The sequence below is a fragment of the Wolbachia endosymbiont of Cylisticus convexus genome (assembly GCF_003344345.1).
Genome location: NZ_QPIP01000021.1, coordinates 1 through 23,395 on the forward strand (window position 1 = coordinate 1; position 23,395 = coordinate 23,395).

General features: G+C 34.1%; 20 protein-coding genes and 2 pseudogenes. 3 read left to right on the forward strand and 19 right to left on the reverse strand.

Translation table 11 applies throughout. From position 1 onward, the window contains the following. The 10 genes and pseudogenes from Wcon_RS03525 to rseP all read right to left on the reverse strand — a co-directional run. Positions 1–558 (reverse strand): annotated as a pseudogene (locus tag Wcon_RS03525) (helix-turn-helix domain-containing protein); the annotation flags it as partial. A gap of 261 nt (positions 559–819) precedes the next feature. Next, positions 820–1,512, reverse strand: a pseudogene (locus tag Wcon_RS03530) (IS66 family transposase); the annotation flags it as partial. Between the two features lie 273 nt (positions 1,513–1,785). Further along, complete coding sequence (ffh, locus tag Wcon_RS03535; protein ID WP_114517240.1) at positions 1,786–3,129, reverse strand: signal recognition particle protein; 1,344 nt, start codon at positions 3,127–3,129, stop codon at positions 1,786–1,788. After that, a complete protein-coding gene (locus Wcon_RS03540; RefSeq protein WP_114517241.1) occupies positions 3,114–4,673 on the reverse strand; it encodes a proton-conducting transporter transmembrane domain-containing protein in 1,560 nt (519 codons plus the stop codon). Before Wcon_RS03540 ends, ffh begins: the two co-directional genes overlap by 16 nt. Before the next feature lie 591 nt (positions 4,674–5,264). After that, on the reverse strand, positions 5,265–5,642 hold the full coding sequence (locus tag Wcon_RS03545; protein WP_114517242.1) for a hypothetical protein: 378 nt from the start codon (positions 5,640–5,642) through the stop codon (positions 5,265–5,267). An 85-nt stretch (positions 5,643–5,727) separates the two neighbouring features. After that, entirely contained in the window at positions 5,728–8,538 is a 2,811-nt protein-coding gene (locus Wcon_RS03550) for an FAD-dependent oxidoreductase (RefSeq protein WP_114517243.1), read from the reverse strand. Positions 8,539–8,583: 45 nt separating this feature from the next. Then, entirely contained in the window at positions 8,584–9,015 is a 432-nt protein-coding gene (gene fabZ / locus Wcon_RS03555; protein WP_114517254.1) for a 3-hydroxyacyl-ACP dehydratase FabZ, read from the reverse strand. A 4-nt stretch (positions 9,016–9,019) separates the two neighbouring features. Next, positions 9,020–9,580, reverse strand: a complete 561-nt coding sequence (locus Wcon_RS03560) for an OmpH family outer membrane protein (protein ID WP_114517244.1) — start codon at positions 9,578–9,580, stop codon at positions 9,020–9,022. Further along, entirely contained in the window at positions 9,581–11,905 is a 2,325-nt protein-coding gene (gene bamA, locus Wcon_RS03565) for an outer membrane protein assembly factor BamA (protein ID WP_114517255.1), read from the reverse strand. A 7-nt stretch (positions 11,906–11,912) separates the two neighbouring features. Then, a complete protein-coding gene (gene rseP, locus Wcon_RS03570; protein WP_114517245.1) occupies positions 11,913–13,028 on the reverse strand; it encodes an RIP metalloprotease RseP in 1,116 nt (371 codons plus the stop codon). Between the two features lie 99 nt (positions 13,029–13,127). Here rseP and Wcon_RS03575 point away from each other — a divergent pair, with 99 nt between their 5' ends. After that, positions 13,128–13,394: an FAD assembly factor SdhE gene (locus Wcon_RS03575; RefSeq protein WP_047759407.1), complete on the forward strand. Its 267-nt coding sequence runs from the start codon at positions 13,128–13,130 to the stop codon at positions 13,392–13,394. Here the strand turns inward: Wcon_RS03575 and Wcon_RS03580 are convergent. Genes Wcon_RS03580 through Wcon_RS03590 form a run of 3 tightly spaced genes read right to left on the reverse strand, consistent with a single transcriptional unit; the run spans position 13,372 to position 15,681 of the window. After that, on the reverse strand, positions 13,372–13,689 hold the full coding sequence (locus tag Wcon_RS03580) for a cell division protein ZapA (protein WP_114517246.1): 318 nt from the start codon (positions 13,687–13,689) through the stop codon (positions 13,372–13,374). The two genes, Wcon_RS03575 and Wcon_RS03580, sit on opposite strands and share 23 nt — an antisense overlap. Positions 13,690–13,732: 43 nt before the next feature. Then, positions 13,733–14,011, reverse strand: a complete 279-nt coding sequence (locus tag Wcon_RS03585) for an HU family DNA-binding protein (protein ID WP_114517247.1) — start codon at positions 14,009–14,011, stop codon at positions 13,733–13,735. Positions 14,012–14,031: 20 nt separating this feature from the next. After that, the gene (locus Wcon_RS03590; protein WP_114517248.1) at positions 14,032–15,681 is read right to left on the reverse strand and encodes a 30S ribosomal protein S1; all 1,650 of its coding nucleotides are present in this window, start codon (positions 15,679–15,681) and stop codon (positions 14,032–14,034) included. 124 nt (positions 15,682–15,805) lie between these two features. Here Wcon_RS03590 and trmB point away from each other — a divergent pair, with 124 nt between their 5' ends. Continuing rightward, positions 15,806–16,450 (forward strand): tRNA (guanosine(46)-N7)-methyltransferase TrmB, encoded by a 645-nt coding sequence (gene trmB / locus Wcon_RS03595; RefSeq protein ID WP_114517249.1) that lies wholly within the window; start codon positions 15,806–15,808, stop codon positions 16,448–16,450. A 39-nt stretch (positions 16,451–16,489) separates the two neighbouring features. Here trmB and terL read toward each other — a convergent pair whose 3' ends face one another. After that, positions 16,490–17,959: a phage terminase large subunit gene (terL, locus tag Wcon_RS03600; protein ID WP_114517250.1), complete on the reverse strand. Its 1,470-nt coding sequence runs from the start codon at positions 17,957–17,959 to the stop codon at positions 16,490–16,492. A gap of 71 nt (positions 17,960–18,030) precedes the next feature. Between terL and Wcon_RS03610 the strand changes: the two genes are divergently transcribed. Further along, on the forward strand, positions 18,031–19,146 hold the full coding sequence (locus Wcon_RS03610; protein ID WP_179947475.1) for an alpha/beta hydrolase family protein: 1,116 nt from the start codon (positions 18,031–18,033) through the stop codon (positions 19,144–19,146). Between the two features lie 112 nt (positions 19,147–19,258). Here Wcon_RS03610 and Wcon_RS03615 read toward each other — a convergent pair whose 3' ends face one another. The 5 genes from Wcon_RS03615 to Wcon_RS12465 form a co-directional block, all read right to left on the reverse strand. Continuing rightward, positions 19,259–20,200 carry an IS110 family RNA-guided transposase gene (locus Wcon_RS03615; RefSeq protein WP_114517251.1) on the reverse strand — a complete coding sequence of 314 codons (942 nt, stop codon included), beginning with the start codon at positions 20,198–20,200 and terminating at the stop codon, positions 19,259–19,261. A gap of 190 nt (positions 20,201–20,390) precedes the next feature. Further along, the gene (locus Wcon_RS03620; RefSeq protein WP_114517252.1) at positions 20,391–20,891 is read right to left on the reverse strand and encodes a hypothetical protein; all 501 of its coding nucleotides are present in this window, start codon (positions 20,889–20,891) and stop codon (positions 20,391–20,393) included. Positions 20,892–20,931: 40 nt separating this feature from the next. Continuing rightward, positions 20,932–21,747, reverse strand: a complete 816-nt coding sequence (locus tag Wcon_RS03625; RefSeq protein ID WP_114517253.1) for an AAA family ATPase — start codon at positions 21,745–21,747, stop codon at positions 20,932–20,934. Between the two features lie 465 nt (positions 21,748–22,212). Continuing rightward, complete coding sequence (ltrA, locus tag Wcon_RS11850; RefSeq protein WP_237350007.1) at positions 22,213–22,995, reverse strand: group II intron reverse transcriptase/maturase; 783 nt, start codon at positions 22,993–22,995, stop codon at positions 22,213–22,215. A 5-nt stretch (positions 22,996–23,000) separates the two neighbouring features. Further along, positions 23,001–23,135, reverse strand: coding sequence for a hypothetical protein (locus Wcon_RS12465; RefSeq protein WP_255565478.1), 135 nt, complete (start codon positions 23,133–23,135; stop codon positions 23,001–23,003). Positions 23,136–23,395 lie beyond the last annotated feature (260 nt).

Consider the following 23,395-nt stretch of genomic DNA (forward strand, 5'->3'; position numbering starts at 1 on the left):
AATTGCAGTTTTGTCTGTATAAAGCTTTGCCATAGCAACCCTTGAATAGGTATCAATAAAAGTTTGCTGGTCCTATACCCTTCTACATAATAAGTGTCTTGAGAACCTAAGTAACCAGTGTTTCAATTTCACCATCTTTGTTCTTTCACTTTCTCTAAAGCTGCAAGTTGCTCTTCAGTTAAAATTATGCCATCTTGTGCAACCTTCGCTTCAAGAGCTTTAAGTCTTTTTTTGAACGTTTCAATATCGTTTCTTAGCCATACAACCACCTTCGGAAATCCCTTTTTCTCAGCTCATTTGCAGCTCTTTATTGTCCATATGCTGGAAATTCTGTTGCGATCTGCTCTTTCTATGTCTTCGGAAACTCTGTTTGCCATAAGTGATTTTTTCTTACTTATCTCATGCAGTGCTTCTTCTCCTCCATTTTCATATAATTCCTTGAATCGATAAAACGTATCTCTTGAGTAGCCCATACGCTTGAGATACATTTCCTAATTGTTTTGCTAGCTCTAATAACCCTAACTTTGGTTTTAGTATTTTTGCTTGTATTGTACTCATATCTAACACTCCTTTCTTTTATTATTTTATAACTTACTTTTCTAAAGTGTCAGATCAAGTCTTGTTTAATACACATTAGATCTTAATGACTCTTTTTTACGTTCAATTGTTTTACTATCAGGAGGTAACTTACATGCCGTTGATCACCTTATATCACGCCATTTTTGACACTTTCAACACTTATGCTTTGAGGGGCCTACCCTCTCATCTATTGTGCAGCTTCAGCTAACCGCTTCTACGGCACACTCCAGCATCAACCAATTTATTGTAATGGCTCGTTTCATCAATATGCAAAACTTCACTTCTGCTTATTTCTTGCTCGATTTGCTCATACGTTTTTCCGCATTTTGATGCAACTCTATGTTCACTATTTGATACGCTGCCAACACTTATGTTCAAATTAAAAATGTCATTTATGATACTAGCAACTTCACGCTTTGAATTTTTGTAAAACCCACTTAATGCTGCAACTACTAACTTAACTCTTGGTCCAAATGTATCTGATATAACACCTTCTGGTAACTTGCTGCTTCTTCTTTTTCCACATTTCCTACAACGTCCATGCTCTAATTGATATTCTACTACATAGGGCTTGACCTCCGGAAGATCAACTTTCTGATGAATGTACGGTTTGTCGCATATTGCAATCTCTCCTCCGCATTCGCAAGAATTCTATCTTTATTACTTTATCTGCATCCATTTTAGACCGATAATTGCCTTTGTGCCCGACCGACCACCAACATTCCTTTCGCTCTTTGGCCTGTCTTTTTTTATTTTGTATAATTCTTTAGAGCTTGGCAGAGATGAGTTTTTTGAATTTAAACCTAGCCTTTCCTTTAACTCAGCATTCTCTATTTTTAGAGCTTTATTTCCTTCCTCTAACTCTTTTATCCTTGCCTCCAATTTTTCTATTCTTTGCTGTAAATTTTTGCAGACTTCTAAAAGATTAACCATATTACCTCACATTCATTCTATGATTATCTTTTTATCACTCCTCTGTCCATCTGTTTCTCCACTCCCCTGAACGGATACGTATTTTTTCTTCTCATATCTGACACTCCTTTATAATTTGTTCATATTTTTATCTTACTTTGTTTCCCTGTCAGATTAAGTCTAAACTATTACACCTAAGTTTACTACTTTCAGGACAATCTCTAACTTATTATCAATTTTTATTATTATGCCAATTACAACTGATGATTTTATTTCTTTCTACTACCTATTGACTTACTTTCTGCTCAGCATATTCATTAAATCAGATTCTTTGAGTTTACCATGATCAACTTTACTGAACTTATTTACCATAGAGCTCATTTGATTATACTGCTTAATTAAAAGATTAACATCAGTTACACTTGTCCCAGACCCCTTAGAAATTCTAAGTCTTCTTTTGCCATTTAAAATATCTGGATTTTGTCTTTCTTTTTCAGTCATTGAGTTTATAATGGCTATATATTTTTTCACTTTATTATCGTCTGGCACACCGCTGCTTAGCTTTTTTGTGAATGAACTAGGAATGAACTTCATTATGTTGCTAATACCATCCATTTTATTGAGAATTTTCAACATTCCTACCAAGTCGTTTAGGTCAAATTTACCCCTTTTTACTTTCTTTTGTAACTTATCAATTTCTTCCTGACCAACAATCTCAGCAGCTTTTTCAACCAATGAGACAACATCACCCATGCTAAGTATCCTTTTTGCAATTCTATCGGGGTAAAAATCATCAAGGTCACTTAATTTTTCACCACAAGCAATAAATTTAATTGGACAATCGGTGATCATTTTCATAGAAAGAGCAGCACCACCACGTGCATCACCATCAACACGGGTAAGAATAATGCCGGTTACACCTATTGCCTCATTGAATGATTTGGCAATGTTGACTGCATCCTGGCCTATCATTGCATCTGCTACTAAAATAACTTCTGCAGGTGAAGCTATTTCCTTTATAGTTTTCAACTCACTCATCATATTATTGTCGATATGAAGCCTGCCTGCGGTATCTAGTATTAATACATCATAATTATCATTTTTTGCTACTGCTACTGCCTTTTTTGTAATTGCAATGGGCTTCTCGTCTATCATTACAGGTAAAGTTTGCACATCTATTTGTCTGCCTAGCACTTCAAGTTGTTTTTGAGCAGCTGGTCTATAAATGTCTAAAGAAGCGAGCATCACTTTTTTCTTTTGTTTTTTTAACTTTAAAGCAAGTTTCCCTGAGGTAGTTGTTTTACCTGCACCTTGTAACCCCACCATCATAATCACAGCAGGGGGTTTAACTGCTAGGTTTAAGTCACTTTTTTCTGATCCGAGAACTGCAGCTAAATTATCCTGCACAATTTTGATTATCATTTGCGCTGGAGAGACACTTTTTATGACTTTTTCTCCAATCACTTTATCTTTAATGTCGTTGATGAATTTTTTTGCAACTTCAAGTGAAACGTCAGCTTCAATTAAAGCTATACGTATTTCACGCATGGCAAGATTAAAATCATCTTCAGAAATAATTGACTTTCCTCTCAGTTTACTAAATACAGAATTTAAACTTTCGGTTAACGACTTAAACATAATAGCATTAGTAGAATACTCATTAAAAAGAGAGAAGAAGCTGAAACAAAACTCACTGAGTTATAATCCAGCACTTCTTTAAGTTTAGTAATATTATTAAAGTATAAGCCAACAAGTGGATTAGTCAAGTTTTGCACTACGCTGGCAAGCATTTCTCTAGTTTTAGAGACTAACTGATTGAACAGCAAGATAATATAGGGTATGAAAGCTCTAAAAATCCAATCAACATCCATTTTAAAATTTATTCTCGGGTAAAATAACTTGCGTAAAAGAATGAACAATAAAGTGGTACATAATAACAAATTAAATTGCGACAAAATATTTTTTGTGTTGTACACAAAATCGAAAATCGAAGGTTTATTGTAAATAGGTAAGTAAAGATTGCCAGCAATTACGCATATAAATGCTAAAATAATCATAGTCATTTTGCCTCCCCTCTCTGCTAAAGGTTTCGACTTACTTTTTGCAATAAATATGTAGTAAAGAAACTTGAGCCCCACGCTTAAATAAAGCAGTAAATTTAGAATCTTGTATAAGTTTTTATACACTTCTAAATTAGCACCACTTGCTTCAATCTCGGCTGTAATGTATGATTTACTAATAAATCCAGCGGTTCCAGGAAATGCAGCCATTGTAAGTATTGCAATTATAGCACACATGCCTTCCACTGACATCAAATTACCCACTCCATTAAAACTAATTGTTTTTGTCCGCGAAATAATCGCATTGCTAACCACAAACAATAATGATTGATAAACGAGAGAGAAAATTATGTGTAGCATTAAAATTGGTATTGCCTTTTCCGAAGGGCTGAGTAAACCTCCTGCAATAATCAGCAAGCCCATTTGTCCTACAACATTATAGCATAAAAATCTACGAATGTTTTGCTCAAGAGAAGCAAATATGATGCTGTAAATTGCAGTGATGGTGCCTACAAGCGCTAATATTTCAGTACAATCTTGCCATAGGTTATAAGTGTGTAAAAGCATCACTAAAAAGGAGATTTTAGTAGTAAATAAAGAGAGATATGTAGTGCCATGTAGCGATGCAGCAGGATATGCATCAACAACCCAAAACGAAAAAGGAAAACAAGCACAGTTTATCAATAAACCCCAAATTACCAGGTTAGTGCTTTGCAGTGCCAATCCTGCTGTTAATATAACTCCAACGAAAAAGTGTACACAAGCGTACCTTATTGCAGGTCCACTATCTCTACAGCCAGCTGCAATAATAAAAGATGCACTGATGGTCATTAATTCAAAGAATACTACAACTAATATTATCTGCTCAGATAAAATTGCACACAATGAGCTGATAGTGTAAGCAGCAAAAGAAAGCATCTCTGAAAAACTCAAATTTTTTGCTGGTAGAACAGCTAAAAACGCAACTGATAGAAAAGATATTAGTACGATACGGAAAGATAAATCATAATTTAGAACTGGATGAGACCAATTTAATATATTACCTAAATTTTCAGGTAGCGTTAGTACTATAACTATTAATGCAATCAGCAGAAGTAGCAGTGACAATTTATAAAGCTGCACAATGATGTAAACCAGTATGGTTTATGCTACCTCAATATACGAATAAAATCAATTTGCATATTAACCACTAATTAAACTAATTACCATATAATTATATCAGGGTTTAGAGGGTTATAGAGAAACCGGTCAGATTAGGTTTTAAATCTAATCTGACCGATAGCTTTAATAGTGAGGTAAGCTTTAATATAGCACTCCTAATTCATAGTGCTACACTCGTGCATAATTTATTTTTAATTTGTGCACGAGCGTTAGTAAATTATTTACTTTTTGAAATAAAGTTTGACATTACTTTAATACCAAGAACTTCAGTAAGTCTGCCAGTTGAAAGTTATTTACTCGCTTTCTCTTAAGTATCTGCATAAATCTAATGGAGTTGGCAGTTTTCAATTCACTCATTCAACTTTTATGACCTTTGCAATGTTTGATTCTATTAAAGAATTCTTTGTTAATCTAGTCTTTAACGCTTTTTTTAGATACCGTTGTGGTGTCTTGGCATAGATTTCGCTAACAAGTAGCGGAGTATTAAATTGTCTTTAACTATAGATTTCTGTGTCAAGTACTGTAATGACTAGGTGTATAATGAAAATTAGATTATAAAATCTCTAACAGTACATTCTGTGTTTCACCTTCATCCACAACAAAAATATAATCAATATTATATTTGTTTAATCCACCTAATATTCTCTCTTGGAAATATTTTTCACCATAACCTTCCATAATAACACTTATATAGTCAGCACTATCAATATCAGAGAGCTTATTACATATTTTTGGATCTTTGACTGTGTAGTGTTGCTTAGATTTACACTCATTATCATCATCTTTACAAAAAGAAATTTTTCCTTTTTGTTTATTATCTGTAGTCATGATAAATCTGTTACCTTCTTGATCTTTTGCTGTAAATTGATTACTGTTCTTGTCTATAGAGTATTTTTCCTTTGGAAATTCCAGTGTTAAGTGATATGTCATAATACTACCTTAATAAAAATTGTTATTGTAGTATAGATTTATTAATAAATAATATATATTGTAGTATAACTAGTACGAAGTGGGTTTAATCAACATCAGTAGGTTTACCAGTTGGACCCATAAGGATTATTTTCTCTCCTTCTCTTAAGTGTCTGCACAAATTAGTGGAGCCGCCAATTTCAAGCACAATAGTGGAAATAATTCCTTTTTTTTTATCTACTTCAGTGCCAGTTACAGCTATACCTTCCATAGCAAGGTTTGTATTATTGGCTTTTCTGCTATTGGTTTCAAAATTTTGCAACCTAAAGAATTGTCCAGGTTTAAAATTCTTTGCCGCAAGTGGTGCTTTGATCACTATTTCCACAACTTTGTCTGTTAAATATTGAACTTTTATAACCTTTGCAGTGAATTGCTCTTTAATTTTGTTGAAGAATTCTTCATTAGTTGCAGCGTATGACGCTGGCCGGCCATTATTTAAAAGCTGGGAAATAATAGGGTAACCATTCTTAGCGCTTGCCATAGCTTTCACGACACTGCCACTATATGAAGGATGAAGATCACCAAAAAAGCTAATTGTTTTATTGCCTTGCTTATATACCAATATCCTGTCTTTATTCTGCATCTTAGGAGAAAATATTGGATCTATTTCTTTTCCTGATGAATTCAAATGAGTAAAATACCCATTGCTTAATTTAAAGTGCTTTTTATCTTCTGTTGCAATAACTGTATTTGGCTCAGTACCTGCTGCTATAAAAATAGAACGTGCTTTCATGTATTTGATTTCGCCGGATTTTGTGTCTATTAGTTTTATTGATTCAGCATGATTATATTTATCCGTCACAACTTCAACTGGCTCTAAGTTTTCAATAAAATAAATCCCTTCTGATAGTGCATTTTGCACCTCTTCGCTATTTAATCGATAACTTGGTGAGTCTTTTAGCTCTTTTCTATATATAACTTTTACTCCCCCGAGACTTTGCATGAATTCTAATATTTTTATTTTTCTACTCTCTTTTTTTGCTAACTCTTGCTCTGCTTGGATCAATTTTGCGTGCGATATGAGCTCATTTGCAATTTCATATTCTTCTTCTGTCCAATCTTTTTCGACATATTTCTTTCCATACTTATCAACCAATATTTCATAACGAAGAAGAAATTTTTCTACTTGAATTGGATAATACGCTAAAGCTTCAGTGGCAGTGTCAATTGCAGTGAGTCCTGCACCTATGACAACTATCGGCATGAGAACTTGCAGGTTTGCTATAGAGTCAAACTTAAGAGCACCAGTCAGTTGTAACGACATAAGAAAGTCGGATGCCATGCGCACTCCACGAGCTAGCATGTTTTTTATTTTGATCATTCGTGGCTTACCAGAGCCAAGTGCCAAGGCAATGTGATCAAAACCCAAGTTGAATGCGTCATCAACGGTTATCGTACCTCCAAAACGAATGCCTCCATAAAGTGCGAAATTCTCACGTCTTTCCAATAGTAGTCTAATAATCTTTAAGTAATTTTTATCCCACCGAGAAGTAATGCCATATTCTGCCACCCCACCAAACCCATCTGCCGTGCGTTCACTCAATTTTTCGTATTTGAGATCTTTAATTAGCTGGAAATTATCAATCAAAGGTTCAATCTTTAGTCCATCAATGGAGATAACGCTATGCCCATCATTCAACAAATGATGAGCTAAATTAAAACCAGCAGGACCAAGGCCTACAACTAGGACGTTTTTTCCGGTGGTTTCTTTTGGCAATGGACGTTGAAAATTTAAAGGATTCCAACGGCTAAGCAGAGAATATATTTCAAATCCATACGGTAAACTGAGCACATCATCTAAAATCCTTGTTTCAACCACTGGCACATTTACAGGCTCTTGTTTCTGATATATGCATGAGCTCATGCAATCATTGCATATTCTGTTCCCAGTAGCCGCACATAATGGGTTATCTATCATCACAATTGCAAGACTTGCTATGCTGTACCCTTCGCTTTTCACCAGATTCATTTCTGATATTTTCTGTTCTAGTGGACAGCCGTGCAATTCAACTTTCAGTGGGGATTTTTTAAAGATGTTATTATTATTGACTAGCCCCTTTGAGCAACTATCCTTATTTTGCTTATGACAAAATATGCAGTAGTGAACATTATCTAATGCTTTATTCAAACTCACCTTTTCACTTGTCAGGTCAAAACCATATCGTCTTTTTGTTTTGCTTGAATACAATACCTCAACTTCGTCTACTTCTTTTTTAAAGAACGATACGAGATTTTCGTGATCAATTTTTCTGTGAATACTAAAAAGTATACTTTGTTTGTTTTTCACTCTCCACGCTGCATATTGAGCTGCAATCTCTATTTCTTCTTTATGATTTTCCCTATCTTCAAACCAGTGCATTACCTGCTCGGCAAAGGTTTCTTCTGTTGTCGGTAAAGTGAGAAGGCGGTTTAGCTTGCTAGTAACAAGATCAATGTTGATATTTGTTATATCAGCGTATTTCTTCAATGCATAGCGCTGAACAAATAATCTTTTGCACTTATATACTATAGCAAAGTCATTATGTTTTTTCTTTAGCTTCTCTGCTTCTTTTTCAATATTAAAAAGTTTTGCAATAAATTCATCAAGTAAATACGAGAGGTCTATTATTAACTGGCTATGACAACCATCTGTCATCCAAGTAGCTGACACTGGGATCTGTCCTTCTTGTTTTCTAGATCCCAGTGTCAAGCACTGGGATGACATCAAAGAAGAAGCTGCTTTTTCTCTTGCTTCAATTAATAAACAAAACAAGCTTTCATCGCACGATTTTATATAATCTAAAAACGCCTCATCCAATTTTATTAATCCACTGCGAGTGTATAAGTTTGAAAATGAGATTTTGAAATTCAGCTGCATCGTTATACTATACAGTGTACATACTGTTTTTTGCAGATGAAGATTTTATTTGTCTTGCAGTCTTGCTAAGATTGTTGCTTCTGCAGCTTTTTCTTCCCCAACATATGCAACACACTCAAATTTGCATGCACCCAAACGCGCATTTTTTATACTGGATTGAAGAATCAACGTGTCCCCTGGAATAACTGGCCTTCTGAATTTTGCGTTTTCAATAGACATAAAGTAAACAACTTTATTTTCTATTGTTTTTTTACCGAGAACACATATAGCAGATGCCTGAGCTAAAGACTCAATTATCAAAACTCCTGGCATTATCGGATGATCAGGAAAATGACCAATAAAAAATGGCTCATTGAAAGTTACGTTCTTAATTGCTTTTATGCTTTTACCATGGTCACATTCTATTACTCTATCTACTAGGAGAAACGGATAAGAATGTGGTAATATTTTCATAATATCACTGATATTAAATTGCATAAGCTTACTCAATGCTTTGTAAAGCAAATTCAGGTATTTCCTTATTTACATTTTTTAATACCACATCTGATAAATCAACCTCATCCATAGAGTATAGAACTTGATCCTTTTTTGAAATAAGTAGTACTAAATCTATATTGTTTTTTTCTGCTGTTCTTTTAGCAGCTTCTTTTATCTTATTAAAAACACTTTCTACTGCTTCTCTATAATTTTCTTCTAAATTTGACATTTTTTTAGCGTAATTATCCCTAACGCTTACAGCGTGCTTATTAAATTGTTCTGCCTTTTCTTTTTTTGCTTCTTCTGACAAAAGGTCAGATTCTTCTTTCGATGGCTTAAGTTTTTCTAACTCATTTTCAAATTCTTGCTGTAACCTAGAATTCTGTTCCTTTATTTGTTGTTGTATATTTTGCAGAGCCAGAGATTCATTGATAACTTTGTCACTATCAATAATAGCAGCCTTTGTATTAAGCATGCCCTGAGATTGATATCCTACAAACTTATATCCCACAAACATGGAAGTAATTAATGCAATAACTGATATTAATAACTGTATATATTTCATTCAAATCCCCGCTTCAATAGAAATTTTAACGTTTGGTGATGGTATTATATCATAAGCTTCCTTTACTAAAGGGAACCCAAAATCTAATCTAAGTCTACCAAAAGGAGAAGGCATTGAAAAGCCAAAACCTGGTGATACTCTTATAAGCTTACTATCATAATATTGTCCACTATATTCCCCCTTTTTATCTAAACCAAAAAGTGTTGCATAGTCAACAAATAGTGAGCCTTTGATACCAGTGTAGTCGTATAATTTGGGTAATGGAAAATCTACTTGCTGTGTTAAATTAAAATAAGTTTCGCCTCCTAATGAGCTATTATTTTTATCTTTTGCTCTTGGTCCAATACCAGAGAGGTCAAATCCCCTAATCTCATTAAAAAAGCGCTGGCCAATGTTTAGATCTTTATCAATATAAGAAAAAATATGACCTGCCTCCACCTTAAAGCGTAGTGTTATATCATCATCAATTTTGCTTAATATCGGATGTGTATAAAAAGATAAGAATTCAGATTTTAGGAAATTTACATTTCCTCCCAATCCTGAAATATCCTGACTTAAGCGCAGTAAATACCCCTCTCTTGGAGCGTATAGATTATTCAATTTATTATATGTCAACGTGTATCCCACTGATGAAATCTGATGTTCACCTTTTTGATCTCTTATTATCTGAGAGATATCCTCATCTTTTCCACCCTTATTGTCCATGTGTATGTGACTATACTTATAAGAATAGTGAAAGGAATTGGTTAGATTTTCTGAGATTTTATATGATAATCTTGCTGTTCCTCCCCAATTACAAGTATCAAAAGTAGTGTTTGGTTTATCTTGTTTTTCATAAAAAATACCCATGCCTAATGACGTATCAGAATCGTTAAAATTGTTTTCAACGAAGTCCATATTAGCAGAAAGCACATGTCGACTTTTTTCAAGAGCAAAAGAGAGCTCTTTACCACTACCAAATAAATTACGATCTGTGAGACTGGTTTTAACAAATACTCTACCAGGAAGAGACAAACCTCCTGTTAAAGATACTGAGGCAGTGTTTTTTTCTTTAACATTTAAGTCAAGATTTACTGCATCGTCATTAACTGCGTAACTATTTACTTTCACTGTTTCAAAAAAATCACTACTCATTAGTTTTTTACGTGATTTTTGAATCTCAGATGTGTTATATGCGTCGCCTTCTGCTATACTGAGCTTTCTTCTAATGACTTTATCTAAAGTGCGATCATTACCATCAATAGTAATTTGGTTTATATAAATCTTTTTACCCGGTAGCACTTTGTAAGTTACATCCATAATATTGTTACGTTGTGTAGGTTCTGGATTAACTCTTGCAAATATATACCCTTTTTCATTTAAATGTTTACTTATTTTTTCTGCTGTATTGTTAATTTTAACTCTATTAAATATCTGATTATTTTCTTCTGTGATAAATTCTAATATTTCTTTCCTTAAACTTAAATCCTGAATCTCAGCTTCAATATCAACTTCATTATTTCCAAATAAATATTGCTGCTTTTCATCAATCAAAAAAGTTAACTCTATTTGGTTGTTATTATCAATCTCAACAATTGGTTGGATATTATTTTGAATATATCCTTTAGATGAGTAGAAGCGATCAAGCAGTTCTGTGTTAATCAGTAGATATTGAGGTGAATAATGAGTTCCGCTTTTAAAAATGGCTCTAAATAACTTACTAAATATATCATTGCTATGTCTTTTGATGACTTGCTCTAGCTCATTTGCTGAAAAATTTTTGTTACCTATGAATCTTAAACCCTTAATTTTGGAGGTTCTGCCTTCTTTTACCTTAAAAATCAGATTGATCCTATTGCTACCAAGCTTATCTATCTCATATGCAATTTTAACACCAATTTTACCACTATTCCTATAAAGAGTAACTAGATTTATTAAATCGTTTTTTAATTTTGTTTCAGTAAAAATAGTTAGTGATTTCAACTGGATAACGTTATTTAGCAACTCTTTACTGTTAAATAACTTATTGCCCTTCAATATTACTTTGTTAATTAGTGGATTCTCCTGAATTTTTACTACTAAGTTTGCTTCATCATCCATATAGGCGTTAACACTAGCAAATAACTTTGTTTTATATAAACCTTTTATAACTGAATCTATATCATCATCATTTATATAACTACCTGGTTCTAATTTTGTATAAAACCTTATTGTTTGATCACTTACTCGCTCATTGCCAATATACTTAATATCTTTTATCTGTACTTTTTCCTTATTTTCTAGAGCAGCAAGTAGAGTAGGAAAAGAGATAAAAATTATTATTAGTATGTGGAATAATTTTTTCATACGTATCTTAAAAAAAATGCCTAATATCATTTGTGATTGCAACTGCCATCAACAAAAACAATATGGTAGCACCAAAAGTGGCTGCATATTTTTGATATTTCAAACTCAAATCTCTACGTATAACTGCTTCTATGATATAATGAAATAAATGCCCACCATCTAGAAGTGGTATTGGCAGCAAGTTAATTGCAGCTAAATTAGCTGAAATGATTGCCATAAAATATAGAACCATAATGAATCCCTTTTTAGCTGATTGCCCTGAATATTTTGCAATTTTTATTGGCCCGCCTATTTCATTTATACTCCTCTTACCAACGACAATTTGAAAGAGGGCTTTGATTGTTAAACACATAGTATGATAGGTTTCACTTACTGATAGGCTAGCAGCTCCAAGGAAAGATGACTGTTTTAACCCAATCATATTAATTGAGGTAATTCCTATAGTTTTTCTTTCTATTATGTTGCCAAAAACATCTCTATCCTCAACTGTAAACGGAGTTAGGGTAGTTCTGTGCTCTTGGCTATTTCTGCTATACTTAATTTCCATTCTTGTCTCAGGGTTTGACATTATCACTCGTGAAATATCTTCAAAGTATTTTATTTTATACTCATTAATCTGTGTAATAGTGTCACCTGGCAGTAAGCCAGCTTGCTTTGCTGCACTTTCTTCAATTACATTACCAATTACTGGTGGAGTACGATAATAGCCTGTAACGCTGAAAAATACTGTGAAAGCTATAACGGTAAATATCATGTTTGCAAAAGGCCCTGCAAAAACTATTGCTGCTTTTTGATATCGAGGTTTTGTATGGAATGAGTATAATTTTTCTTCTTCAGTTAATTTTTGTTGATCAACAGGAACGCTTACTGCATTAGTATCCCCTAACATTTTAACGTAGCCACCCAATGGAAAGGCACTTAATTTCCACCTAGTTCCAGACTTATCGTTAAAACCAAAAATTTCAGGACCAAAGCCTATAGAAAAAGATTCAACTTTAACCTTGCATGCTTTAGCGACAATATAATGACCATATTCATGCACGAATACTATGACAGAAATTATTAAAGAAAATGATAGAAAATAATATATTCCATCGCTAAGTTGATGAGAAATTAATTCCACCTATATTTTAAATCTTAATCAAACGTTAAGTATATTAAAATGTGCCTCGCTTGACAAGTATTTAGTTTAGTCTTTAAATTAAAAAAAAGTTTAATGACAATGACAGATATCTCCTTATTAAGAAGAAAATTGATGTATAGGAGCTGGCATAGGGGCTGCAAAGAAACCGATATACTTTTAGGGCATTTTGCATTAAAATATCTTGATAAATTTTCCTTAAGCGAACTAATCGAATACAAAAAAATAGTTGATCTTGATGATTACGAATTATATTGTTACATAACTCGCAAGACACTACTCCCCCCTGGCTTGAGTAGTGAAATAGTCGATTTGATTGCTTGCTTTAATCCTTTATGCACTCAATAATCTTATTCACCTTGCTTAGTACTTCAACATATTCTATTTTTCTCTCATTTCTATACTTTTCGCGCTCTTGATTTACTTCATCCAACCGCTTTGTTAATTCTAAAATTTTATCCTCGAGAGTCAATGCTGCAAGTAAGAAATTTAATGCGTCTGAGCCCTTACCTCCAGTTTTTTGAGATATAGAGCTAACTAGCTTGTTAAAGCTATTAGCAAGTTGTAATAAATGGTCCTTCTTTTTACTTTCGCAAGATATTTTGTATGTGTTATTACGTATAACTATTTCTACTACTTGCATATGGTGCTATATTGTATGACTTTCACATTTACAATATAGATTTTCATTCATTTATCAAGTTGGATAACTTTTTACTGCTACGAAAATAAGTTTTAAAATATTGATATTTTGCAACCTTCTGTAACATCAAATTACTTGTCTCTTTCAAGTTATAGCTTCTAATTGAAAAAGAACCAAATCCCCTGATTTCAACTCTACTATGATACTTCAATGTGTTTGAAAGTACCAAAAAAAAACTATCAACTATGGCTGTTATAAAGATCTTATCTAACAGAGGATGTCTTTTTGCTACTTTTGCTATTATATCAGATTTTGTTGCCATTTATATGAATTCACAATAAGTTACTTGGCAGATAATATGATATTATATTTTTCAACACCCAGTACTTCAACTTGTATTTTTTCTGATATAGAAAACCTTTTATTTTCTGGCAAATGCTCTTGATCTATTAAAAGGGCTACATTGTTCTCAACCTCAACAACTAGACCATTTTCTTCTCTCTTACTTACAGTAACCTGCATTTTATCGCCTACTTTAACTTTCTTTATCAGTTCTTCAAGAGGATCATACTCTATTTGCTTTACTCCAAGATAAATCCTTGTCCGATCTACATTAGCCCTTATTACTTTTGCTTCTATTTTATCACCTACATTACACTTTTTTATCTCATCTGAATTATTTCTAGACCAACTTAGGTTTTGCATATAGATTATCCCTTCTACATCCTCACATATCTCAGAATCATCAAAAATCACAGATATTTGTGAACCAGTATTGCTCTTAACTGTACCAGAAACAATAGAACCGAGAGGATATTTATCAATAAATACTTGCCAAGGATTATCTACGCACCTTTTTGTACTTAAACTCATCTTATTTTTAATAGTGTCAATACCAAGAATTTTAACATCCACCTCTTGTCCTATTGTTACAAGGTTACTAATTGGTAAAGTACTCTTATTCCAAGTTATTTCTGATGAGTGCACCAAACCTGCAATTCCAGGTTTAATCTCAACAATAAATCCGCAATCTTTTATACCTGTGACACATCCTTTGTGTATGCTGTTAATTGGACATTTTGACTCTAGATCTTGCCAAGGATTATCTCCTAATTGCTTTACACCTAGGGAAATTTTTCCATTTTCTCTATCTATTTTTATAATTTTAGTTTTTATATGCTGACCACAAGAAAAAATCGCGGATGGATGACTTACATTACTCCAAGAAATATCTGTAATATGTAGTAGCCCATCTATAACTCCCACTGTATCTGATTCATGAATACCGACAAATGCACCATAGTGAGTTATGCTTTTTATTTTGCCTTCTACTATATCACCTTCATTTAAAGATTCTAAAAACTTAATTTTTTCACCAGCGCACAATTTCTCTAACACCAGCCTTCTTGATACTACAATATTCCCCTGCTTCTTATCCATTTTAAGCACGATGAATTTTTGTTCAGTTTCAATAAGGTGATTAGCATCTTTTACTTGCTTCAAATCCACATGACTCAGCGGTAAAAATGCACTTATTCCATCACCAAGATCAACAATAAAACCGCATTTAATTGAGCGTTTAATGATTCCAGCCACTTCATCCTTTGTAACTGTGCTTTCTTCCAACTTATTCCATTTCTCGTCTCTAATTGCTTTCTCACGACTAAGAACAACATTACCATGGTAATCTTCAGTTCTTTCTACATAAACTTTAATTTTCGAGCCAATAGTGATTTCATCATTACAACCGAGCTCCTTGGTCGGAATTCTTCCGTCTGACTTTAAACCAACATCCACCACAATATCATTAGGATTTATTCTTATAATTACACCTTCTACCACATCTCCTTCTTTAATTCTATTAACAAAAGAATCTTCACAAAAGGCATTACTTTGATTATCAAATTGGTCTTGAAATATCTCTTCTATGAACTTGTTTGATGATAGCTTCCTGATAGTAACCGGCAGACTTACAGATGAATTATTATTCATACTCTTAATTTAAACTTTATTAGAACTCATATATTATATAATATTAATAATTAGTGACAAGTAATTTCTCATTAATTCATTTCTAGAATTGTTTAAGCTATAAAAAATTAGGTTATGTAAGAGTGTGCTATTTGGGAATAACAAATGGATTAGGTCGTTCTCCAGAAGATCTAGGTTAAAGTCGGATGTTTTGGAGAAATATTCTATTCAAAATAGCAGAGAATCTATAAAAAAGATCGTAAGCTCACAAAAAAGAATATGGATAGAAATAGGTTTTGGCAATGGTGAAAATATGCTTCATCAGGTATTCAATGAAACTGATCTATTATTTATAGGATGTGAGCCTTATTTAAAGGGGGTTTCTTGCCTGCTAAAGAACATAGAAGCACACAGCATAAAAAATATTTTAATATGGGCAGAAGATGCGAGAGAATTAATTGCCAATTTTCCTGATAACAGTGTTGAAAAATTCTTTATTCTTTTTCCAGATCCATGGCCAAAAAGAAGTCACAACAAAAGACGGTTAATTAATACGGAATTTTTAAATTTATTAGCAAAAAAAATACTTGTCACAGGGGAAATATTTATTGCAACTGATCATCAGGATTATGCAGAGTGGATAGAGTTGCATATAAAGCAATGTAACTCTTTAACCTATAAGGAAGATAGTTTTGCAAATTATACTCTTACAAAATACCACAGAAAAGCGCTAGAATATCAGCGTAAAATAAAGTTTTTTAAAGTAAGTGTTATAGATAAACTAACTTAGATTTACCTCTGCTTGTTAGTACAGCTGTGTACGTGACACTCAAACAGCCCTGATTCTAAAGGCATTGGTGTTAGTTTTTCTCACCCACTGCAAATACTGCACAATACTGTCTACTTGATCGTCGTGACGAACTTCTGGAAACATTAAAATCTCATGCTCAAAATCGCTGAGCCATACTGCTTGATGCGGCAGAAAAACCCTCTCAGATTCTATAATTGGGACAATTCGGTGGAATCGAGTTAGTTTGTCATCATGTGGTACTATTTGAATAATAGGTAAATCACTGTTTTTCTTGAGCTCTTGCACCAATTGCTGACCGCTTGCTTTTGCTTCGATTAAAATTGCGTGTGGCTTCCACTTTGCAGCCAGTGATAGAACTTGCTCTTTAAGTTTTGGATACTCAAGTTTTGCACGATATACATCGAGCAAATAGAATTTATTATCTATTTTTGTCCAGGTAGTGCAGACGCTAAAGTCGCTTACGCTACTTGTTGAAATTGCGGTATCCCAACTTTGTGTTACATGCAAGAGGCTATCAGGAAAATTTTTATAGCGCTTCAGCCACTCTCGTTTAAGTATACCACTTGAAAGTGATAGAGGATTTTGTTGGTATTGAGCAACAAAACCATAACTTCCAAGTTCAGCTTTTATCATCTCAATTTCTTCTTTTCCTTCATTAAGGGAATATAGCAACTGACCTTCTTCTCTTGAGTATAATACCCTTTCAGGTACAGCGCGTGACGCTGGTTTTACGGTTGAATTTTCTGGATCCCAGTGTCTGGGCACTGGGATGACAGGAAGAGGAGACACTGGCCTTTTGATTGAATAAATAATCTCTTTATCTTCAGCTATTATTGGTAAACAGACATGATGCCATATGTTTTTTGGTTTAGAGAGAAGGTGACCAGTTAAATCTTCCAAGTGGAGCCTATGCATCACAAGAACGATTACTCCTTTTTTTCTGTCGTTGAGTCTGGTTACTAGAGCCTGATCAAACCAGTTTGCAGCACGCTTTCTAAATGTTTCGCTCAAAGCTTGCGCGGGACTTAGTGGATCGTCCACAATAATGAAATCACCACCTTCACCAGTTAATGTTCCTCCAACTGATGTTGCAATTCTACATCCTCTCTGCACTGTTTGAAATTTATATTTAGTGTTTTGATCTTTGCATAATTCTACTTCCGGAAATAGTTTTCTATACCAATCAGATTGCATTATGCACCTTGTATCGAGTGAGTGCTTTTCGCTAAGCAGTCGAGAGTAACTTGCAACTATTATTCTTGCAGTTGGCTGATTCCCGAGTATCCATGCGGGCCACGCAACACTTACGCATACAGACTTCATCGAGCGTGGAGGCATATTGAATATTATTCGTTTTACTTCACCAGCGCTTGCCGCTTCAAGCCTGTCTGCTATGACTTTTATATACTGATAATCGTTATACTCACACCCTGGTACTACCGTTTGAAAGCATAACTCAATGAATTTTAAAAAGTTTATATTGTTCATAAAAATGAAGATTTTATTGATTTTCTTTAAGATTTTATATATAACTAAATTAATGTAGTAAGAGTTAAAACATGAAAGAAGCAAGAGAGCAAACCAAGAGAGAATTTATAAGAACTCAAAACGGGATGAAAATCGAGACTATTATTCTTCCTAGTAAAAGTATAAATAATCAAAATGAAAAACATCTGATATATTTTATTGGTGGAAATAGAGCATTAAGTCCTAGCAAAGATTATTCCCAAAATTGGGATTGGGCTACAGAGCAAGGGATTACTGTACATCTCTTTAATTATCCTGGACTTGGTTTAAGTAGAAACAATTCATTGATACGTAGTAATAGAATTAAATCTGGTATAGCAGTTGTAACTAACTTATTGGAAAAAGGTATAAAACCAGATGATATCATATTATTCGGAGACTGCCTTGGTGGACATGTAGCTGCAGAGGTTCACAAAAATTTTAAGGATAAGGATATACATTTGAGATGTATCGTTAGCAATGCTGCTAGTTCACTTAAACGAGCGTCTCTTTATTACTTTGATTTTATGGCAAAGTTAAAAATTTTTCTTGCTCCGATAATCAAATTAGTACTAAAGGTTTTTGGTTGCCACTGGAAGACACATAAAATCGTAAATTCAATTACTCCTTATACAATATACTTTAATCGAGAGGGAGACAAGACGATTAAACAGCCAGCTCAGCTTGCGACAAAAATAGAAAGAATAGAGCAAAATGATAAGAGGAAAGATTGCCAAAAAAAAGAAGTATTTGAAGATTTTGAGGAATATGAAGAATTTTTCAAGCAGCATATAATATTAAGAAGGAATGATAAATGTATTGATCCTAAAAAAGCTGATAAAGATATACATAAATTGCCAATTACGTGCTTAAAATCTTCCAACAAAACTGATTACACTTTTCCTGAGCTGATTAGTTTATATATTCAAACGACAGATGAGTATTTTTCTAAACATGGCTCACTAAACAATGAAGAGAAGGTTAAAGCATTTAAAGAAAGCAAATTATATAAAGATTTTTCAAGCTGTAAAAATTCAAAGGGCTTTTTGCATAATCACATGAAGAAGCAAGAGCATCCTTCGATGTCATTTCAGCATGTGACAATAGAATCTGAGGAAAAAAGACCTTTCTTAACAAGTCAAAGAAGGCTAGGTAAAACTTGCTCTTAACTTGACGCGTATACTTTTTTTAACATTTGAGCCATCTGTATCTGTTCAGATGCATGCAAATATTGAAACCAGTGTTTCTTTTCTTGTCATCCGAGTACTGGGACCTACCGTCTTAAGCATCAAGATAAAAATTGTTGTTTTTTATCATGGCATTTAAACAAACGACGATTTTTCTCATCACAGCAACTAATGCAACCTTAGTGGCTTTACCAGAGTCAACCAAACGCTGGTAAAGTGCTTTCATTTTCCTATTATGACGAATAGCAACCACGGCAGACATGTATAATGCTTTTCGAGCATAAAATCTGCCACCTATGATTTGAGCTTTACTCACTTTCCTTCCGCTTTCATTGGTTTTTGGTGCAACTCCAATTAGACAAGCTATTTCCTTATTATCTAGCCTGCCAAGCTCAGGTACCTCTATGAGTAGGATACTTGCTATTTTTCGTCCAACACCTTTATAGCTAGTTAGCAGTTTGCTTTTTTCCTTCAAATCAGGGTCAGAGTTTATTATACCTTCTATATCCTGTCTAATTTGCTCTAATTGTTTTTTGGCAAATTCTACCTGTTTTTCTATATATTCCCTAGCTTTCCCTGTAACCTTATGTAAACGACACATATTTGCGTGAACATCGTCGTTTAGGTTGCGCTCAACTGCCCTTAATTCTTTTAGTTCTTCTTGCTTTTGTGAAACTATGCATTCTACTACCTCATCATTTTTCGTGATAAATTCGGCATACTTTTCTAGCAATTTTGCATCTAATTTGTCTGTTTTTGCAAAGTGGTTGCAGGCTTTTGCGAACGCATATACCCGGTTTGGGTGAGCTCTATGAACAGCTATGTTATGTTCTCGCAACAATTTTATGACAAGTTTTTCGTAACCGCCTGTTGATTCTACTGCACATAACTTAACAAATATATTGTTAGTCATTCTTGATCTTATAAACTCAGATATAGCCCTTTCTGCATTCTCTATACGCTGATGTTTATTGTCGATTGAGATATCAAGTGTTTTTTTTGAAACATCAATACCCATAAAAACTATTCTAGCCATTTTTATACCTATAAATATAATCAAATAATAACGTAAATGCTGTACAGGGTTGTAATTCGATCTTTTAGATCCTTCTACCGTTCGTACTACATTATTTTAAGCTAGGAGTGTACTAAGGTCCCTACGATTTTTACCAATCAACCCAGTTGACAGTATCACTCCTTGCTTGTCATAGTCTTGCGACTTTGATTTAATATACAACCCAATCATTTTGAACATTTTTATTTTGTTCTGGAGTAATAATTGTAGTAATCTTGTTTTTTTCTCCATACCGATCAGCTTCAATACCAACTTTTGCAGTAAACTCTAACCCGTTAAAATCAGCTATAGAGTTGATTTTTCTAGCAGTAACTGCTTTCTCTGAAGTATCATGTGCATGAATATTTCGTGCTGACTCCAAAATGCTTCTAAGCATAGAACGTCCAGATTCTCCCCAAGTATCTTCTCCTTCAACGCTTGCTTTGCCACTTTTAATACCAATTACTTGAAAAATCTTACGTTTTGTATATAGACCTTCAGTGACAGTAAATTCAGCGTTTAAATAGATGCTGCCAGTAGTGTAGCTTTTAGTGAACCAATTTTCATAACCTCCAGGTTTAATGGCCATTTTGACTTTTACCGCTGTACCTTTTGGTATTAAATTACTTTGTGATTTTGCCGTATTAAAATCAGTTAAAAAATCTGATAGCATATTGTCCTCCTATAAATTAATTGCAAAACGAAAAAAAGAATCAACTCCATTGGTCTACAAGTTTCCAACGACCATTTATCTTATCGACAAGCTTGCTTGCCACACGTTCACCATTACGCAGTTCAAATACTATCTGACGTACAGTACTTTCTTCATCATGAGCAAACATCACCATACCAGTACTATAAAATCCCCTCAAAGAACCAGCTCCGCTCAAACCCTGAAATGGATCTTCTTCCAGCATTTTTTTCGATAATTTTTTTGTATGATGAGTGAGTACAATACAAGCATCTGGATTGACAGCACTGCGTAGCTTTTCAAGAGTCTTTTGCAAAAAGAACAACATAGCACTATTATCATTTTCATTGCCATATTCACTGCTAAAGATGTTACGCAATGGATCTATGGCCAAAACATCAGGTTTAAAGCGTTCATTCACAATTTCCTTGATCTCACTTATTTCATCATGATTAAATGATAAGTGCACCTTTGGCGTAATGATTAAGTTGTTAGCAGCTACATTCAAAAGTTCATTATCAAGTTGAAGTTGTTGCAACCGTTCTTTCATGTAGTCATATTCGATTTCAGTTTGCAGGTAGAAAATTTTCATAGGCTTACTTGGAGTCATACCTAAAAATGAAGCTCCAGCAGCCATGTGGACGAGCCAAGAGATCAAAAAGTCGCTTTTGCCAATTTTAGGTGGGCCACCCAGTACCAATAGACCTCTTTTTGTTAAAATTCTTGGTGAGATTATATCTTCTGGTATTGGCGATTGATCACTTAAATATTCCTTTACGCTATAAAAAGGGATTTTTTGACCGATGTTGAAAAAGCTTTGTTGTTTGGTAGAAGTCATAGTTTTAAATCCTCCTGATTAAGTTTTATCGCTATGACTCCCCCACCAGAACCGTGTTCCCGCACACGGCTCCACAATGTAGTATTCACAGCATTTCCTATTTTGTATATAATGAGTAGCATATTCTTGGTTTTGGTAATGGATTAACTTGTAGATAATGTATAAATTGCTTTGAATTCACACTCTTCTTCTGACTACGTCGGTTTATCCATTTATATGCTAGCTTGATTATCCGCCAGAAGAATTTATTCAACCAACGATAATTTCCGCTAACTCCGAAGTAGTTATAGTGCCCTGTTAGTTTTGCTTTAAGTACTGGCCACCAGTCTCTAAGGTGAACCTTGTTTCGGATCTTTTTCACCCATTCTTTGGTTTCTTTTAGTTTTCTAGATAGACTTACTTTCGAGGTTTTATGACCTATCATTACTCTACCTTTACGACTTCTTGTACCATAATGGGTGAATCCTAGAAAGTTGAAACTTTCCGTTTTTCGTTTCTCCCTTGTTGCCACTCCTTTTTGCCAAACTTTACTATTCTTGTTTTGTCTTCAGATATTTCCAGTCCAAATTTTCCTAGCCTTTGTTTCAGTGACTCTAAGAGTTCTCTAGCATCTTTTTCTCTTTCGCAGCAAAACAGGTGATCGTCTGCATACCTAACTAGCTCCATATAACCTTTAGATCTTAGCTTGAATTTCTTTTCAAACCACAAATCCAGCACATAATGCAAGTATATGTTAGCTAGTATAGGACTTATTATTCCCCCCTGAGGTGTGCCTAGTTCAGTTGCTTCGTAATGTCCTGACTCAACTATTCCTGCCTTAAGAAATCGCTTGATCAACCACAATAAGTTTGGGTCTGTTATCCGTTCTCTCAAGCATCTCATTAGCCATTTGTGCTGGACATTATCAAAGAATTTCTTGATATCAACTTCTACTACATAGTTAGTTGGTCTGTACATAACTGCTTTATTTAGTGCATTTACCGCTTGATGACAGCTTCTACCAGGACGAAAACCATATGAGTTATCCAGAAAGTTAGCTTCATAAATATTTTCTAATATCTTCTTCAGCATTATCTGGACTAACTTATCTTCTGTTGATGGTACCCCAAGTCCGCGTTTTTCTTTGCTTACAGCTTTTGGTATATATACTCTTTTCACTGGTTGCGGTTGATATTGCTTTCTCTTCATACTATCCACCAGAGTGCTAAGCTTCTCTTCAAGATTTTCTCCATAAGCTTCTACTGTCACCTGGTCTATACCACATGCCTTTTTAGCTCTTTATAACATTCAGCAAGATTCTCTGCGTTTATCAGATGAATTAACGATGTAAATTTCAATCGTTTATCTTGCCTGGCTCTTACTGTTATCTGATTTAGTTTTCTTTGCACGTTATTCCAACCTCCGTTGTATTGGCATAGCAATCCCTAAACCAGTCACTATATTGCTCCCTTGTATGTGGCTTTCCCACACTCTGAGTACTATCAGTCAGTCCGACTTCCTTTGCATCTTCCGTTAGTCCTCGCCTTTGTTGACTTGTTCCAACGTACCTTAATAGGAATACAAAGGATCTCTCCCAAGTTTACGTAAACTCCATCTCAACACGTGATACGGCCTCAGATCCCGATAGAGTGAGTGATAACTTGCCTTA

What these genes read in the sequence shown, in the direction of transcription:
- Wcon_RS03625 (WP_114517253.1), bottom strand. Translation starts at nt 21,747, where the DNA reads ATGACTTCTACCAAACAACAAAGCTTTTTCAACATCGGTCAAAAAATC.
- fabZ (WP_114517254.1), bottom strand. Translation starts at nt 9,015, where the DNA reads ATGCAATTTAATATCAGTGATATTATGAAAATATTACCACATTCTTAT.
- Wcon_RS03610 (WP_179947475.1), top strand. Translation starts at nt 18,031, where the DNA reads ATGAAAGAAGCAAGAGAGCAAACCAAGAGAGAATTTATAAGAACTCAA.
- ffh (WP_114517240.1), bottom strand. Translation starts at nt 3,129, where the DNA reads ATGTTTAAGTCGTTAACCGAAAGTTTAAATTCTGTATTTAGTAAACTG.
- Wcon_RS03575 (WP_047759407.1), top strand. Translation starts at nt 13,128, where the DNA reads ATGACAGATATCTCCTTATTAAGAAGAAAATTGATGTATAGGAGCTGG.
- Wcon_RS03560 (WP_114517244.1), bottom strand. Translation starts at nt 9,580, where the DNA reads ATGAAATATATACAGTTATTAATATCAGTTATTGCATTAATTACTTCC.
- terL (WP_114517250.1), bottom strand. Translation starts at nt 17,959, where the DNA reads ATGAACAATATAAACTTTTTAAAATTCATTGAGTTATGCTTTCAAACG.
- Wcon_RS03580 (WP_114517246.1), bottom strand. Translation starts at nt 13,689, where the DNA reads ATGCAAGTAGTAGAAATAGTTATACGTAATAACACATACAAAATATCT.
- Wcon_RS03590 (WP_114517248.1), bottom strand. Translation starts at nt 15,681, where the DNA reads ATGAATAATAATTCATCTGTAAGTCTGCCGGTTACTATCAGGAAGCTA.
- Wcon_RS03585 (WP_114517247.1), bottom strand. Translation starts at nt 14,011, where the DNA reads ATGGCAACAAAATCTGATATAATAGCAAAAGTAGCAAAAAGACATCCT.
- Wcon_RS03545 (WP_114517242.1), bottom strand. Translation starts at nt 5,642, where the DNA reads ATGACATATCACTTAACACTGGAATTTCCAAAGGAAAAATACTCTATA.
- Wcon_RS03550 (WP_114517243.1), bottom strand. Translation starts at nt 8,538, where the DNA reads ATGCAGCTGAATTTCAAAATCTCATTTTCAAACTTATACACTCGCAGT.
- Wcon_RS03615 (WP_114517251.1), bottom strand. Translation starts at nt 20,200, where the DNA reads ATGGCTAGAATAGTTTTTATGGGTATTGATGTTTCAAAAAAAACACTT.
- Wcon_RS03620 (WP_114517252.1), bottom strand. Translation starts at nt 20,891, where the DNA reads ATGCTATCAGATTTTTTAACTGATTTTAATACGGCAAAATCACAAAGT.
- bamA (WP_114517255.1), bottom strand. Translation starts at nt 11,905, where the DNA reads ATGAAAAAATTATTCCACATACTAATAATAATTTTTATCTCTTTTCCT.